We start from the raw sequence: 15,225 nt of genomic DNA, 5'->3' as shown, positions 1-15,225 counted from the left end.
TCACTCATGGCTTGAAGAAACCGCGCTGGGTCAGCAGATCACGGGTCAGGTACAGGGCGGCCAGCGCACGGCCTTCGGAGAAATTCGGGTTCTGCGCCAGGGCCGACAGCTCGCGCAGGTTGACCTTGTCCACCCGCATCGGCTCGGGCTCGTCGCCTTCAAGGCGCTCTTCGTACAGGTCGGTGGCCAGCACCACCTGAATCTTCTGGCTCATGTAGCCCGGGGACAGCGACAGTTCGGTCAGGTGCTCCAGCTGACGCGCGCCAAAGCCGGCCTCTTCCTTGAGCTCACGCTCGGCCGCCGCCAGCACGTCTTCGCCGGGCTCGATCAACCCCTTGGGCAGCGACATTTCATACGCGTCGGTGCCGCCGCAATACTCCTCCACCAGCACCGCGTGCTCGGCATCGAGCATCGCCACGATCATCACGGCGCCGTACCCGGCGCCCTTGCCGACCAGGCGCTCATAGGTGCGCTCCACGCCGTTCGCAAAACGCAGCTTCAGTTCTTCGACGCAGAACAGCCGGCTGGTGGCGACAATCTCGCGGGCGAGTACGGTGGGTTTCTGGCGCATGCGAAGCTCCTTGGCGTGAACGCGCTACTATAACGCGGCTTTTCCGATTGTTTGCGTCGGATATCTTTCTACCGCCCGAGACGTTGCCATGCCTTCATTACCATGGTCCGACATCGATACCGTTCTGCTGGACATGGACGGCACGCTGCTGGACCTGCACTTCGACAACCATTTCTGGCTGGAACACCTGCCCCGGCGCTACGCCGAACTGCACGGCATGAGCCTGGCCATGGCGCAGATGGAGCTGCAGCCGCTGTTCGAAAGCAACGCGGGCAAGCTGCAGTGGTACTGCCTGGACTTCTGGAGCGCCGAGCTGAAACTGTCGGTGCGCGAACTGAAACAGGAGACCGCGCACCTGATCGCCCTGCGCCCGGATGCCGACACCTTTCTCGCGGCGATCAAGCGGGCCGGCAAGCGGGTGGTGATGATCACCAACGCGCACCGTGACTCGCTGTCGCTGAAACTGGAGCGGATTGAGCTGGCGCCCTATTTCGAGCGGCTCATCAGCTCACACGATTACGGTTTCCCCAAGGAGAACCCGCAGTTCTGGGGCGCGCTGCAGGCGGATCTGCGGTTCGATCCGGCACGCAGCCTGTTCATCGACGACACCTTGCCGATCCTGCGCAGCGCCCGGGACTTCGGCGTGGCGCACTTGCTGGCGGTCAAGGAGCCGGACAGCCGCAAGGGGCCGAAGGACACGGCGGAGTTTGCGGCGGTCGGGGATTACCGGGACCTGATCGCAGGCCTCTGAGCTTTTGTGGCGAGAGAGCGTTCTGCCGCCGGGTTGCGCAGCGACCCCAGACCGGGAGTCCTGCGGCCTCCAGCGGGAGCAAGCTCCCTCGCCACAAGGTCATTCGGGGATGCGCAGCACCTGACCCGGATAGATCTTGTCCGGATGCGACAGCATCGGCTTGTTGGCCTCGAAGATCTTGTTGTACTTGTTGGCGTCGCCGTACTCGGCCTTGGAGATCGCGCTGAGGGTGTCGCCCTTCTTCACCGTGACGAAACGCGCAGCCGACGCGGCCGGCCCGGTCACGGTGATCTGGTCGTCCACGCTGCCGACGCCGGCGATGTTGCCCAGGGCCAACAGGATCTTTTCCTTCTCTTCCTGGCTCGCCACCTCGCCGGTGACCGTGACCTTGTCGCCGTCCACGGTCGCCTGGACGTTCGGGTTGCCCAGGCCGACCTTGCTGATGTGATCCTTGAGCTGTTCGCCGGCGTTGGCGTTGCCCGGCGTCAGCAGGTCGATCAGTTTCTCGCCCGCCTCTTTCACAAAACTGAAAATGCTCATCGTGTTCTCTCCATGGAATAAAGGGTCAGTCGACAAAGCCTAGACCACCCCGCACGGAGCCGGTTCCGGCCCGACCAATGACCCTGCCCCCGCGCAAGCGTTAGAATCGCCCACCCCCCAAAGCCGCGCCCTGGAGCGAAGATGGACATCAAGCAGCTGAAATTCCTCATCGCCCTCGACGAGACCCGCCACTTCGGCCAGGCCGCGGCCCGCTGCCACGTCACCCAGCCGACCCTGTCGATGCGCCTGCGCAGCCTTGAAGAAGAGCTGGACCTGCCGCTGGTCAACCGTGGCCAGCGCTTCGAAGGCTTCACCGCGCCGGGGGAGCGGGTGCTGGCCTGGGCGCGCACGGTGCTGGCGGCCTACGACGGCTTGCAGGCCGAAGCGGCGGCCTGCCGCGGCAACCTGATCGGCACGTTGCGGCTGGGGGTCGTGCCGTTGTCGAGTTTCGACGCCGTGCCGTTGATGCGCCGCCTGCACGGGCAGCACCCGGACCTGCGCTTCGAGCTGTCGTCGCTCAGCTCCGAGCAGATCCTCGAACACCTGGCCAACAACCGCATCGACCTGGGCGTGTCCTACCTGGACCGACTGGACGGCGAACGCTTCGAGTCCCTCGAACTGAGCGAAACCCGCATGGGCCTGCTCTACGATCAGCGGTTCTTCAGCTTCGGCGAGGCGCCGCTGAGCTGGGAGTCGCTGATCGAACTGCCGCTGGGCATGCTCACCAGCGGCATGCACTTTCGCCAGTCCATCGACCACAACTTCCACAGCCGCGGCCTGACCCCGCAGCCGCTGCTGCAGACCGACGCCGTCCATCAATTACTGCAGGCCGTGCACGGCGGCCTGTGCTGCGCCGTGATGCCGCTGGACGGTGGCCTGGAAAACCTCACCGATCACCTGCGCCTGCAACCGATCGACAACGCCCGCACGCTCGCGCCGCTGGGCCTGATCATGCGGCGCGGGGCACCCCGCTCGGCGCTGGCCGAGGCCTGCTTCGCGCTGTACCGAACATCGCCCGCCGCCGCTTGATCGACGGCATCTATCGAAAGATCGACACTAGCGATTAGACGCGACAACTTGACGCGCCTAGGCTTAACGTTGATCAATCCGTCGGTGATGCCATGAACGCCAAGCGCCCTGCCTGCGCGGCGCCTGCTGTCGAAACGAGCGCGCCCGCCGCCAGCCGGACCTACAGCTACAGCGACCTTCCCCCAAGCGAATCGGCCGACACCGCCCTGGCCGAGGAAGTCGCCTTGGCGATCGCCTACAACGGCATCAGCCAGGCCGTCATGCTGGTGAGCCCGACCGACCTGGAAGACTTCATCGTCGGCTTCAGCCTGGGCAGCGGCATCATCGAAGACCCCACCGACATCTATGACCTGCAACTGAGCGGCTCGGGCCAGGCGCAGTACGCGCAGGTGACCATCGCCAACCGCGCCTTCTGGAACCTCAAGCAACAGCGTCGGCAACTGGCCGGCACCAGCGGCTGCGGGCTGTGCGGAGTGGAAGCGGTGGAGCAGGCGCTGCCCGAACTCCAGGTGCTGCCCGGCGTGCCCTTGCCGCCGCCGCACTGGCTCGACGGCCTGCGCCAGCGCATCGGCGAGTTCCAGCCGCTGGGCCAGCACTGCGGCGCGGTGCATGCGGCCGTGTTCATGAACGCCGACGGCGAACTGCTGCTGGGCCGCGAAGACATCGGCCGGCACAACGCCCTCGACAAGCTGATCGGCGGCCTGGTGCGGCAAAAGATATCCACAGCCGGCGGCCTGGCGATCGTCACCAGCCGCTGCAGCCTCGAACTGATCCAGAAAGTCCTGCGGGCCGGCATCCAGACCCTCGTCAGCCTGTCGGCGCCCACCGGCCTTGCGGTGCAGTGGGCCCGCCGCCACAACCTCAATCTCATCCACCTGCCGCAGAAGAATGCGCCGCGGGTGTACAGCCCAGAAAGGGAGAAACACCTGTGAGCCAACATCATCAAGCCGACCAGAAACCCGTCCCGCGCTACAAGCCGTACAAAGGCCCGGCCGGCGGCTGGGGCGCCCTGATCAGCGTGGCCCAGGCCTGGCTGACCAGCGACAACGCGCTGAAGAACCTGCGCATGATGCTCAAGACCAACCAGAACGGCGGCTTCGACTGCCCCGGCTGCGCCTGGGGCGACTCGCCGGAAAGCGGCATGGTCAAGTTCTGCGAGAACGGCGCCAAGGCCGTGAACTGGGAAGCGACCAAGCGCCGGGTGGACGCGAAGTTCTTCGCCAAGCACAGCGTCACCTCGCTGCTGGAGCAGAGCGACTACTGGCTGGAGTATCAGGGCCGCCTCACCGAGCCGATGGTGTACGACGCCGAAACCGACCGCTACAAGGCCATCGGCTGGGACGACGCCTTCGCGCTGATCGGCAAGCACCTGCAAGCCCTGTCGAGCCCGGATCAGGCCGAGTTCTACACCTCCGGCCGCGCCAGCAACGAAGCGGCGTACCTCTACCAACTGTTCGTGCGCGCCTACGGCACCAACAACTTCCCCGACTGCTCGAACATGTGCCACGAGGCCAGCGGCGTGGCGCTGGCGCAGAGTGTCGGCGTCGGCAAGGGCACCGTGACCTTCGATGACTTCGAACACGCCGATGCGATTTTCGTCTGGGGCCAGAACCCCGGCACCAACCACCCGCGGATGCTCGAACCGCTGCGCGAGGCGGTCAAGCGCGGCGCCCAGGTGGTGTGCATCAACCCGCTGAAGGAGCGCGGCCTGGAACGCTTCCAGCACCCGCAGCATCCGCTGGAGATGCTGACCAACGGCGACAAGCCGACCAACACCGCGTATTTCCGTCCGGCCCTGGGCGGCGACATGGCGGTGCTGCGCGGCATGGCCAAGTTCCTGCTGCAATGGGAGCGCGATGCGCAGAAGGCCGGCGCGCCCGCCGTGTTCGATCACGGCTTCCTCAATGAGCACAGCGTCAACGTGCTGGACTACCTCGCCGTGGTCGACGACACCCCGTGGGACCAGATCGTCTCGCAATCGGGCCTGACCCTGGTGGAGATCGAACAGGCCGCACGGATGTACGCCAAGGGCAAGAACGTGATCATGTGCTGGGCGATGGGCATCACCCAGCACCGCCACTCGGTGCCGACCATCCAGGAAATCGCCAACCTGATGCTGCTGCGCGGCAACATCGGCAGGCCCGGCGCCGGCCTGTGCCCGGTGCGCGGCCACAGCAACGTGCAGGGCGACCGCACCATGGGCATCAACGAGCGTCCGCCGGTGGCGTTCCTCGACGCCCTGGAGCGGCGCTTCCAGTTCAAGGTGCCGCGCCACAACGGCCACAACGTGGTCGAGGCGATCCACGCCATGGCCGAAGGCCGCGCCAAGGTGTTCATCGGCCTGGGCGGCAACTTCGCCCAAGCCACCCCGGACAGCCCGCGCACCTTCCAGGCCCTGCGCAACTGCGACCTGACCGTGCAGATCAGCACCAAGCTCAACCGCAGCCACCTGGCCCACGGCAAGGACGCGCTGATCCTGCCGTGCCTGGGCCGCACCGACATCGACCTGCAGAGCGAAGGCCCGCAGGCGGTCACCGTGGAAGACTCGTTCAGCATGGTGCACGCCTCCAACGGCCAGTTGCAGCCGCTGTCGAACCAGATGCGTTCGGAACCGTCGATCATCGCCGGCATCGCCGCCGCGACCCTGGGCAGCAAGCCTGTGGACTGGAACTGGCTGGTGGCCGACTACCGGCGCATCCGCGACCTGATCGCCGACACCATTCCGGCCTTCAAGGACTTCAACGAGAAGGTCAAGCACCCGGGCGGCTTCTACCTCGGCAACACCGCCGGCGCACGCAAGTGGAACACCGCCTCGGGCCGCGCCAACTTCAAGGCCAACGCCCTGCCGCAAGACCTGATCCACGAACGCACCCACGCGACGGGAAAACGGCCGGACCTGATCCTGCAGTCGATGCGCTCCCACGATCAGTACAACACCACCATCTACGGGCTCGACGACCGCTACCGCGGCGTGAAGGGCCAGCGCGACGTGCTGTTCGCCAACGAAGCCGACATCATCCGCCTGGGCTTCAAGCCGGGCCAGAAGGCCGACATCGTGTCGCTGTGGGAGGATGGCCGCGAGCGGCGGGTGAAAGGCTTCACCCTGTTGGCGTTTGACATTCCCGCCGGCCAGGCGGCGGCCTACTACCCGGAAGTGAACCCGCTGGTGCCGCTGGAAAGCGTCGGCGACGGCAGCCATACGCCGACCTCGAAGTTCATCGCGATCCGCCTGGAGGCCGCGAGCGAAACCGGACTGATCCTGTCCAAGTCTGCGTGACCCTGGCGCGGGAGTCCGAAGGACTCCCGTTTGGGGGGCGCTACGACCGTCGGGAACGAGCTTCCCCGTCACGGATCCGCGCATTTTCGAACGCCCACAAAAAAGGCCGCTCTTGCATAAAAGCGGCCTCGTCGAAGTAGCTAAAGACCGGCGAAAATCGGTTAAGTTCCACCCAAAAAACAATAACTTAGAGAATTGTGCACAGGTCGTGCTACTCGTCGGATTTCGATTGTCACGCCCATTCCAGAGCCTCAGGATCGCGCCGTCATCCCTTTGAGGCTCCTCTATGAAGTTCTCCTCGATTCTCTTGTTGTCCCTTGGCCTGGTCAGCGGCGTCGCCTCTGCCGGAGGCACCACCGAAGCAGGCGTGGGCGGCGCATTGGGCGGGGTGCTTGGCTCGGTCGTCGGCCAGTCCTTGGGCGGCAGCACAGGTTCCACCATCGGCGCGGCCCTGGGCGGCGCAGGTGGCAGCGCCGTCGGCGCAGACAAACGCAGCCGTGGTGAAGCCGCCATCGGCGGTGCGCTGGGCGCAGCCGGCGGCAACGTGGTCGGCCGCAGCATGGGCGGCACCACCGGCAGCCTGATCGGCGCAGCGGCAGGCGGCGGCGCCGGCGGCGCGCTGGGCAACTACATGGGCAACAAGAGCGATGACGACGACCGTCGTTACGACCGCCGTCACGACGACCGTCGCTACTACCGCGACGGCCATCCGGGCCGTGGCCACGCCTATGGCCACCGCAAGCATCACCGCTACTACCGCGACTGAGGCGTCAGCGCCCCGTTGCCCGGTGATCCGAGAAACGCAGCCTGAGGGCTGCGTTTTTTTTGCCTGTCACACCACCAGGGATTCCAGCGCCTGCCGCAGCTGCGGCGGAATCGGCGCAGGCCGGTTGCTGGCCCGGTCGACGAACACATGGACGAACCGCCCGGCGGCGCAGGCTTCGCTTTCGCCCGCCTTGAACACCGCCAGTTCGTACTGCACCGAACTGCTGCCCAGCTTGCCGACCCGCAGACCGACTTCGATCAGGTCCGGAAACGCGATCGAGGCGAAGTAGTCGCACGACGAACTCACCACAAACCCCACGACCTCCCCGTCATGGATATCCAGCCCGCCCACCTGGATCAGGTACGTGTTCACCGCCGTATCGAAGAAGCTGTAATAGGTGACGTTGTTGACGTGGCCGTAGGCGTCGTTGTCGTGCCAGCGGGTGGTGATCGGCTGGAAGTGCGGGTAATCGCTGCGCTGGGGCATCGGGTTGGACATCGGTGTCAGTTCCTGAAGTCGGGTGGTGAGTCTAAGGTCAAATCCGCGTCGTTCCCAATCGCCGGCAGGCTCGCGATGGGGCCTCAGTCATCGGCGAACCCCTTGCCCTGCGCCGCCAGCTCACCGATCAGCCGCGCCGGCTTCCACTGATCCCCCTGCCGTGTCTCCAACGCCAGCAAGCGCTGGTGGATGTCCGCCAGCCCCTGGGAGTCCGCCCAGGCCATCGGCCCGCCCTTGTCCGCCGGGAAACCGTAGCCGTACAAGTACACCAGATCGATGTCATGGGAGGAACGGGCAATGCCTTCCTGAAGGATCTTTGCCCCCTCGTTGACCAGCGCCAGCAGACACCGCTCCAGAATTTCCTCAGGCCCGATCACGCGGCGATGGAAGCCCAGCCGCTCGCTGACCTCCAGCACCAGCGCATCCACCTCGGGATCATGCTCGGCCTGACGGCTGCCCGGTTCATAACGGTAGTAGCCGCTGCCGGACTTCTGGCCGAACCGCCCGAGTTCGCACAAGCGGTTGTCCACCTGTATCTCCGGGGCGTCCTGTCCCTGGCCGGCCAGCTCCCGGGCCCGCCATTCCAGGTCGATGCCGACCACGTCATACATGCGAAACGGGCCCATGGCGAAGCCGAAGCCCTGCAAGGCGGCGTCGACCTGCTGCGGGTAAGCCCCCTCCAGCAGCATCTTGCGGGCTTCAAGCACATACGGGTGCAGCATGCGGTTGCCGATGAACCCATGGCAATTGCCCGACACCACGCTGACCTTGCCCATGCGCGCCCCCAGCGCCAGCGCCGCCTCCAGCACCGCCGGCGAGGTCTGCGCGCCGCGCACGATCTCCAGCAGTTTCATGATGTGCGCCGGGCTGAAGAAATGCAGGCCCAGCACCTGGGCCGGACGCCGCGTCGCGGCGGCGATCGCATCGATGTCCAGCGCCGATGTGTTGCTGGCCAACAGGGCCTCGGGCTTGAGCAGGCCGTCGAGCTCGCGGAAGATTTTCTGCTTGAGCTCAAGGTTCTCGTACACCGCCTCGATCACCAGATCGACATTGCGGATCGCCATGTAGTCCGCCGCCGGGGCGATGCGGGCGACGCGGGCATCGGCCTCGGCCTGGTCGATGCGCCCTTGGCGCACGTTGTGGGCATAGGTGTCGGCCACCGCGGCCAGCGCCTGCTCCAGCATCTGCGGATTGTTGTCGACCCACTGCACCGACACGCCGGCGTTGGCCAGGCACATGACGATGCCGCGGCCCATGGTGCCGGCGCCGATCACGGCGGCCTGGCGGATATCGAAGGACGTCTGGCTCATTGTCGTTCTCTTGTTGGCGACCCGAAGACAGGTTTCACCCTAGTCAACCGGTGGCCGTTTTAGAAGCCCGTTGCCGTGATGATCGACATTCAGCGGATGGATGCAGCCGACCCGCGCCCCTTGCGGGAACGCGCATCGGGTCAGGCGGACAGATGCCGCTGCGCCCAGGCGCGCACCTCGGCATACGGATAGGCTTCCAGCGCGCCATGGCCGGAGATCGCCCGCGCCTTGAGCTTGGTGAACAGCGGCATGCCGATCGCGCACAGGAAACGCGTCACCCGTTCGGGCGAAGGAGTGTTGCCCGTCTGCTGTTCGTGCCTGTGGATAAAAGCATCGCACAATGAGGCGAAAGACTTATCCACAAGCGCGGGCAACTCCGGGGGAGCGGGGAGCCGGGCGACCTGCCCGTCGCACACCGAACAATGCCCGCACTGCACGGGGGCGTTGTGGTCGCCGAAATATTCGGCCAATCGCCGCCCCAGGCAGCGGTCCGAGGAAAACAGCTCGAGCATGGCGTGTATCCGCGCCACTTCGGATTGCTCGTGCCGGGAGAAATGACCATGCAGCTCGCGGCTCAAGGCGTGGCTGTCGAAGCCGCTGTCGAGCACGCTGTAGACCTCGGTCATCTGTTTGCTTTCCAGCTCGATCCAGCCCTTTTCCTGGAAGTAGTCCAGCGCCTTCACCACCCGGCCCCGCTCGGCGGCGTGCTGCCGGTACAGGGCCTCGAAATCCACCGTCGCCCAGGTGCGGGCGCGGGGAGACGCCTGGATGATCGCCGCGACGAAGGCTTGCCGTTCGCCCTCGAAGCGCTCCAGCAACGCTTCGGGCTCCAGCAGGTACTTGAACCGGTACTCGGCGTAGAAGGCATAGCGCGGCGCAATCAGCCCCCTGAGCTCCAGCTGCACCAGCAGCGTCTTGAGCGGCAAGGTGCGGATGTTGCTGCGGTCCGCCAACGGGCCGAGCAGGAACTCCCACTGCCCGTCCGGGGCCGCCGCCAGCACTTCGTCCAGCACGCAGCGGATGCCGTCCTGCTCCGGCGTGTCGCCGTACACGAAGTTCTCCAGCACGTTCAGGCTGTCGCGGTTGGCCAGCACCAGGCACTCGGAGCGCTGCCCGTCACGCCCCGCGCGGCCGATTTCCTGGCTGTAGTTCTCGATGGATTTGGGCAGGTCGAAATGCACCACATGGCGGATGTCACGCTTGTCGATCCCCATGCCGAACGCGATGGTGGCGACGATGCAGTGGGTCTGCCCGGCCATGAAGCGCCGCTGGATCGACTCCCGCCGGTCATGGGGCAACCCGGCGTGATAGGCCTCGGCCGGAATGCCGTTGCGCCCCAGGTGCCCGGCGATGTCCTCGGCGGTCTTCTGCAGGGTGACGTAGACGATGCCCGGCCGACCCATGCGCTCGCCCATCCACTCCACCAGCCGCCGGCGCTTGTCCTGCCCCCGCACCGGCTCCACCCGCAATTCGAGGTTGGGCCGGTAGAAGCCGGTGGTCACCACATCCCCGGCGGCGATGGCGAACCTGGCCTGCATGTCGGCGATGACCTTCGGCGTCGCCGTGGCGGTCAGCAGCAGGGCCTGCGGAATGTTGAACTGGCGCTGGTAGTCCGGCAGCTTGAGGTAGTCGGGGCGGAAGTTATGGCCCCACTCCGAGATGCAATGCGCCTCATCCACCACCAGCAGCGAGATCGGCACCTGCTGCAGGAAATGGCGGAAACGCTCGTTCTTCAGGCGCTCCACCGACACCATCAGGATCTTCAGCTCACCGCTGCGGGCACGGGCCATCACCTCGTTGGCCTCCTCGCGGCCCTGGGCCGAATCGATGCTGCCCGCCGAAATGCCATGACGCTGCAGGAACGCCAGCTGATCCTGCATCAGCGCCAGCAGCGGCGAGACCACCAGGGTCAGGTGCGGCAGCAGCAGCGCCGGCAACTGGTAGCACAGGGACTTGCCGGAGCCGGTGGGAAAGATCGCCGCCGCCGAACGCCCGGCCAGCACCGCGCCGACCGTTGCCTCCTGACCGGGGCGGAACCGTGAAAAACCGAAGACCTGTTTCAGGGTGTCGTGCATAGGCTGTCACTCCTTTGACCGCTGCAATGCCGACAGCCTAGCGGGGGATCGCAACGAGTCGAGAGAAGGTCGGGGGGCAAATCGATACGGGATGATACAGCCCCGGCGACGGCGCCAGACAAAGAAAAGGCGACACACTTTGTTTATCGCCGAAACACCGGTTCGGGGATAAGGTGGCCGCTCTTCGGCCTGCGTAACCTGCATCCCGCCATGAGGGCGGATGTGCGCAGGTCACTGGCAAAGGAATGAACCATGCTGCACAGATTGACGTTGACCCTCGCCCTGATCATTGCGCCGCCGCTGTTGAGCGGATGCATGCCGATACCCGGGGACTTCCAGCCCCAGGCCGGCCACACGGCCCAAGGCACCGCCCGCCTGGCGTAGTTCCCGCGCAACGGGTCTCAGGGCTGCAGCACCGCAACCCGCAATTGCTCGTTCACCGCCTGCTCGTGCACATCCTGGCTCCTGTTCACCCACAGGGCGTGGGCAGGGCTGATGTCGCCGGTGAACGCCGCCGCCAGCTGACGCAAGTCGGCGACGTTGCGCACCCGCGGGCAGAACGCTTGCCCGTCGCAGTTCTGGCTGGCGTTGCGATAGGTGCCCAGCAGGCGCTCCCACAAGCCGTCACGTACCCGCCTGATGGATTCGAGCCGGACCTGCGGCACATCCAGCCGTTGCTTCAGGCCCTGCTCATCCAGCGCCTCGCTGGCCAGCAGCGCCTTGCCGAACATCAACACTTCAGCGCGGGAGGCGGTATCGACGCTCGCCTGGCTGGTGAGCGCGTCCGGCCAGCCCGTGCGCTCCAGGTTCGTCAACACCAGTGCATTGCCTGCATCGGATGCGGCCCCCAAACGGCAACCGCCCACCCACAGCAAAATGATTGAGGCCATTCTTAGCCACTGCATACTCAATTCCCTTCAAGCGTGTATCGGACGCATGGAAACGCCCTACGGATTCTGGCGCGCACCATACAGAGGTTTTACAAGAACCGCCTGAGAATCCGGTAGGAAATTTAACCGCTAGGGGTTTTGCCCTGAAATAACTGCGAAAACGCGTAGGGCAAATGCCCGTCCGCCGGTAAAACCCTTACAACGTCTGTCCATTGCGGCTGTCTTGTCCCACCTTCGCCTGCGCTCCTATAGTGGCCGACGCGACCGAAACACTGGTGTGACTTCGTACAGGACACTTCCGAGCCATGAACACGTTCAATCCGATGCCCGACCGCTATCGCCCCCTCAAGACCAGTTACAACGACAGCCCCACCCTGGTCATCGACACCGCAGCCGGTCACGGGGATCTGCTCGACGCCGCCCAACAACGCATCCGCGCGGCCAGCGACCTGCTGGAAACCCTTTACTGCATGTGTTTCAAACAGGCAGACGTCAAAGACATCCCCAATATCGTCAACGCCCTTTATTTATTGACCCAGGATGGTTGCGAACTGCTGGAAGTTGCGAGGCAGCAACTAAGGCATCCCGGATAAATCAACACGGGACACAAATCCGGCAATAATCCATCGCTTCAAATGCAAAACAGCGAAAACTAGCCTGCCTGCTCTTACTTCAATCAAGAGCAACATCATGACGACACTGACTATCTTCTTCTGCGGCACCGGTTCCACCAAGTTCGACACGAGCCACGACAACTACTGGGACGGCGAGCTGGTGTCCACCCTCGCCTCGCATCACACCGGCCGCGAGTTCGCCGAGTGGATCGTGGTCGACGGCCCCGGCACCAGCAACCTGCAGGCCGACGAACTGTTTACCCAAAACAAGGACTACGGGCTCAGCGGCACGCTGTTCGGCAAAGGCTGGGAGGAAAACGTCCAGCACGCGATCAACATCATCAAGGGCAAGTGCACCTGGCAGCGCCTGCAACTGACCGAAGAGGAATACAACCGTCTCAAGGCTGCCGGCATTCCCATCGAAGACGTCAAGGTCGAGGGTTCGTGGTTCTGGCGCAGGTACAACTACGGCGAACGCAGCATTACCCAACAGGCCCTGCAGGAACAGATCATCAAAACCTTCCGCAAGGACGGCGTCATCCCCACCCAGGTCAATCTTGTGGGATGGAGCCGCGGCGGCATCAGTTGCCACATGTTGGCCAATGCCATGTACAACGACGGGCAACTGGCGCACATTCCGGTGAACATCTTCGCCATCGATCCGGTGCCGGGGATCGGCAACTTTCAGGAACACCGGGTAAAGCTCAACCGCAACGTGAAGGAGTACGTCGGGTTCTACGCCCGGGATGAACGCTCCAAAGGTTTCAGCTGCGTCATCCCGCAAACCGCCACCGGCACCCGGACCCACATCTATCCGATGCCCGGCCGCCACGCCACCCTGGTCGGCAACGCGTCCGCCGACGGCGTCAGCGGCCCCAAGGCCCTGGCCGAACCGGGCCTGACGGTTCGCCACTTCGCCGAAGTGTGCCTGCAACGCTGGGGCACCCCGCTGAGCAAGACCCTCAAGCTGAGCGATGCCGTCCTCAAGGGACACGGCGACGCGATGGTGCGCGACGCGGCCAAGTACAAGCTCATGGAGAAATGCTCCTACACCTGGTTCACCGAGCTGGACGAAGGCGAGCGCTATGTCTCGCTGGGCAGCAACGGCGTCAGGTTCTCGGCGGTGAAGGGCGGGATCTACGCGCCGGACAGCGGGCTGACGACCAGCGTGCTGGATGTGGAGGCGTACCGGCACATCCGTTGAGTGCGCGGCGCCGAACAGCCGTTTCCCGCCCGCCGAGCCGCGGGCAGGATCCGGCAAGGAAGACGCCCACAAAAAAGCCGCCCCGGGGGGCGGCTTCTTCATGCGCAGAACCAGACCTTACAGCTTCGGTCCGGCAGCCTTGATCGCGTCGCTCACTTCGAACTTCTTGAAGTTCTCGATGAACAGACCGGCCAACGCTTTGGCGGCTTCGTCGTAGGCAGCCTTGTCAGCCCAGGTGTTGCGTGGGTTGAGCAGGTTGGTTTCGACGCCCGGCACGGCCAGCGGCACGTCCAGGTTGATGGTGTCCAGGTGCTCGGTTTCGGCACCGATCAGCGCGCCGCTCTGGATCGCTGCGATCACCGCACGGGTGGTCGGGATGTTGAAGCGCTTGCCGACGCCGTAGCCACCGCCGGTCCAGCCGGTGTTGACCAGGTAGACCTTGGAGTTGAAGCCCTTGATGCGCTTGATCAGCAGCTCGGCGTATTCGCCGGCCGGACGCGGGAAGAACGGTGCGCCGAAGCAGGTGGAGAAGGTCGACTTGATGCCGCTGCCCGAGCCCATTTCGGTCGAGCCCACCAGAGCGGTGTAGCCGGACAGGAAGTGGTAGGCCGCCTGCTCGTTGTTCAGGATCGACACCGGCGGCAGAACGCCGGTCAGGTCGCAGGTCAGGAAGATCACAGCGTTCGGCTCGCCGCCCAGGTTCTTCTCGGAACGCTTGGCGACGTGCTCCAGCGGGTAGGCTGCGCGGCTGTTCTGGGTCAGGCTGACGTCGGCGTAGTCGGCGTGCTTGGCGTCGTCGATGACGACGTTCTCCAGCACCGCGCCGTGCTTGATGGCTTTCCAGATCACCGGCTCGTTCTTCTCGGACAGGTCGATGCACTTGGCATAGCAACCGCCTTCGATGTTGAACACCACGCCTTCGCCCCAACCGTGTTCGTCGTCACCGATCAGGTAACGGCTTTCGTCGGCGGACAGGGTGGTCTTGCCGGTGCCGGACAGACCGAAGAACAGGGTCACGTCGCCTGCTTCGCCGATGTTCGCGGCGCAGTGCATCGGCAGCACGTCGGCGGCCGGCAGCAGGAAGTTCTGCACGGAGAACATGGCTTTCTTCATTTCACCGGCGTAACGCATGCCGGCGATCAGCACTTTCTTCTGGGCGAAGTTGATGATCACGCAACCGTCGGAGTTGGTGCCGTCACGCTCCGGCACGCACTCGAAGTTGGCGACGTTGAGCACTTGCCACTCGTCGCGGCCGGCCGGGTTGTACTGTTCAGGGTTGATGAACAGGCAACGGCCGAACAGGTTCTGCCAGGCGGTCTGGGTGGTCATCTTCACGGCCAGGTAGTGCTCGGCCGCCGCGCCTACATGCACGTGGGAAACGAAATGCTCTTGCGCGTTGTTGAACGCCTCGACGCGGGCCCACAGCGCGTCGAACTTGTCGGCCGGGAACTTGCGGTTGATCGGGCCCCAGGCGATGGCGGCCTGGGTGGAAGGCTCTTCAACGATGAAACGGTCGACCGGCGAACGGCCGGTGCGGTGACCGGTGCGGACTACCAGGGCGCCGGTATCGGCAAGCTCGCCCTCACCGCGCTTCAGGGCTTCTTTTACCAGATCATCAACACTCAGATCGGTGTACACGGCGTTATTGGCTTGCGTCATGAGTTTCCCCGACGGCCAGTGGCCGAGTGAGCTCCAAACGT

The 15,225-nt window shown here is 64.8% G+C and carries 15 protein-coding genes; 8 read left to right on the top strand and 7 right to left on the bottom strand.

Features of this window, described 5'->3' with window-relative positions; all coding sequences use genetic code 11:
• Window positions 1-4: 4 nt before the first annotated feature.
• Window positions 5-571 (bottom strand): ADP compounds hydrolase NudE, encoded by a 567-nt coding sequence (gene nudE / locus ACIP0B_RS14145; protein ID WP_400832805.1) that lies wholly within the window; start codon window positions 569-571, stop codon window positions 5-7.
• 88 nt (window positions 572-659) lie between these two features.
• Between nudE and yrfG the strand changes: the two genes are divergently transcribed.
• Window positions 660-1,322 carry a GMP/IMP nucleotidase gene (gene yrfG / locus ACIP0B_RS14140; RefSeq protein ID WP_400832804.1) on the top strand — a complete coding sequence of 221 codons (663 nt, stop codon included), beginning with the start codon at window positions 660-662 and terminating at the stop codon, window positions 1,320-1,322.
• A 99-nt stretch (window positions 1,323-1,421) separates the two neighbouring features.
• On the opposite strand, the gene lysM is transcribed toward yrfG, so the two are convergent.
• Window positions 1,422-1,862: a peptidoglycan-binding protein LysM gene (gene lysM, locus ACIP0B_RS14135; protein WP_400832801.1), complete on the bottom strand. Its 441-nt coding sequence runs from the start codon at window positions 1,860-1,862 to the stop codon at window positions 1,422-1,424.
• Window positions 1,863-2,003: 141 nt separating this feature from the next.
• On the opposite strand from lysM, the gene ACIP0B_RS14130 reads away from it, so the two are divergent.
• The 4 genes from ACIP0B_RS14130 (at window position 2,004) to ACIP0B_RS14115 (ending at window position 6,934) form a co-directional block, all read left to right on the top strand.
• Complete coding sequence (locus ACIP0B_RS14130; RefSeq protein ID WP_400832798.1) at window positions 2,004-2,891, top strand: LysR family transcriptional regulator; 888 nt, start codon at window positions 2,004-2,006, stop codon at window positions 2,889-2,891.
• Between the two features lie 92 nt (window positions 2,892-2,983).
• The gene (gene fdhD / locus ACIP0B_RS14125; protein ID WP_400832796.1) at window positions 2,984-3,823 is read left to right on the top strand and encodes a formate dehydrogenase accessory sulfurtransferase FdhD; all 840 of its coding nucleotides are present in this window, start codon (window positions 2,984-2,986) and stop codon (window positions 3,821-3,823) included.
• Window positions 3,820-6,168 carry an FdhF/YdeP family oxidoreductase gene (locus ACIP0B_RS14120; protein WP_400832793.1) on the top strand — a complete coding sequence of 783 codons (2,349 nt, stop codon included), beginning with the start codon at window positions 3,820-3,822 and terminating at the stop codon, window positions 6,166-6,168. The genes fdhD and ACIP0B_RS14120 overlap by 4 nt, the downstream gene beginning before the upstream one ends.
• A 286-nt stretch (window positions 6,169-6,454) precedes the next feature.
• Window positions 6,455-6,934 (top strand): YMGG-like glycine zipper-containing protein, encoded by a 480-nt coding sequence (locus tag ACIP0B_RS14115; protein WP_400832790.1) that lies wholly within the window; start codon window positions 6,455-6,457, stop codon window positions 6,932-6,934.
• Between the two features lie 66 nt (window positions 6,935-7,000).
• Here ACIP0B_RS14115 and ACIP0B_RS14110 read toward each other — a convergent pair whose 3' ends face one another.
• The 3 genes from ACIP0B_RS14110 to ACIP0B_RS14100 all read right to left on the bottom strand — a co-directional run bounded on the left by ACIP0B_RS14110 (window position 7,001) and on the right by ACIP0B_RS14100 (window position 10,817).
• Window positions 7,001-7,432, bottom strand: coding sequence for an acyl-CoA thioesterase (locus ACIP0B_RS14110; RefSeq protein ID WP_400832787.1), 432 nt, complete (start codon window positions 7,430-7,432; stop codon window positions 7,001-7,003).
• Between the two features lie 83 nt (window positions 7,433-7,515).
• Window positions 7,516-8,742, bottom strand: a complete 1,227-nt coding sequence (locus ACIP0B_RS14105; RefSeq protein ID WP_400832785.1) for a 3-hydroxyacyl-CoA dehydrogenase NAD-binding domain-containing protein — start codon at window positions 8,740-8,742, stop codon at window positions 7,516-7,518.
• Window positions 8,743-8,882: 140 nt separating this feature from the next.
• Window positions 8,883-10,817, bottom strand: coding sequence for an ATP-dependent DNA helicase RecQ (locus tag ACIP0B_RS14100; RefSeq protein ID WP_400832783.1), 1,935 nt, complete (start codon window positions 10,815-10,817; stop codon window positions 8,883-8,885).
• Window positions 10,818-11,069: 252 nt separating this feature from the next.
• Between ACIP0B_RS14100 and ACIP0B_RS14095 the strand changes: the two genes are divergently transcribed.
• Window positions 11,070-11,201 (top strand): hypothetical protein, encoded by a 132-nt coding sequence (locus ACIP0B_RS14095; RefSeq protein WP_400832780.1) that lies wholly within the window; start codon window positions 11,070-11,072, stop codon window positions 11,199-11,201.
• 17 nt (window positions 11,202-11,218) lie between these two features.
• On the opposite strand, the gene ACIP0B_RS14090 is transcribed toward ACIP0B_RS14095, so the two are convergent.
• Window positions 11,219-11,722, bottom strand: a complete 504-nt coding sequence (locus ACIP0B_RS14090) for a polysaccharide deacetylase (RefSeq protein ID WP_400832779.1) — start codon at window positions 11,720-11,722, stop codon at window positions 11,219-11,221.
• A gap of 290 nt (window positions 11,723-12,012) precedes the next feature.
• Between ACIP0B_RS14090 and ACIP0B_RS14085 the strand changes: the two genes are divergently transcribed.
• The gene (locus ACIP0B_RS14085; protein WP_400832777.1) at window positions 12,013-12,300 is read left to right on the top strand and encodes a hypothetical protein; all 288 of its coding nucleotides are present in this window, start codon (window positions 12,013-12,015) and stop codon (window positions 12,298-12,300) included.
• Window positions 12,301-12,397: 97 nt separating this feature from the next.
• Complete coding sequence (locus ACIP0B_RS14080; RefSeq protein ID WP_400832776.1) at window positions 12,398-13,525, top strand: hypothetical protein; 1,128 nt, start codon at window positions 12,398-12,400, stop codon at window positions 13,523-13,525.
• Window positions 13,526-13,642: 117 nt separating this feature from the next.
• Here the strand turns inward: ACIP0B_RS14080 and ACIP0B_RS14075 are convergent, their stop codons facing one another.
• Window positions 13,643-15,184 (bottom strand): phosphoenolpyruvate carboxykinase, encoded by a 1,542-nt coding sequence (locus ACIP0B_RS14075; protein WP_400832774.1) that lies wholly within the window; start codon window positions 15,182-15,184, stop codon window positions 13,643-13,645.
• Window positions 15,185-15,225 lie beyond the last annotated feature (41 nt).

This window comes from Pseudomonas sp. NPDC089534 (genome assembly GCF_044749305.1).
Taxonomy (GTDB): Bacteria; Pseudomonadota; Gammaproteobacteria; order Pseudomonadales; family Pseudomonadaceae; genus Aquipseudomonas; species Aquipseudomonas ekonensis.
The sequence above is the reverse complement of the archived record's forward strand: the minus strand, read 5'-3'. Positions and strand labels throughout refer to the sequence as shown.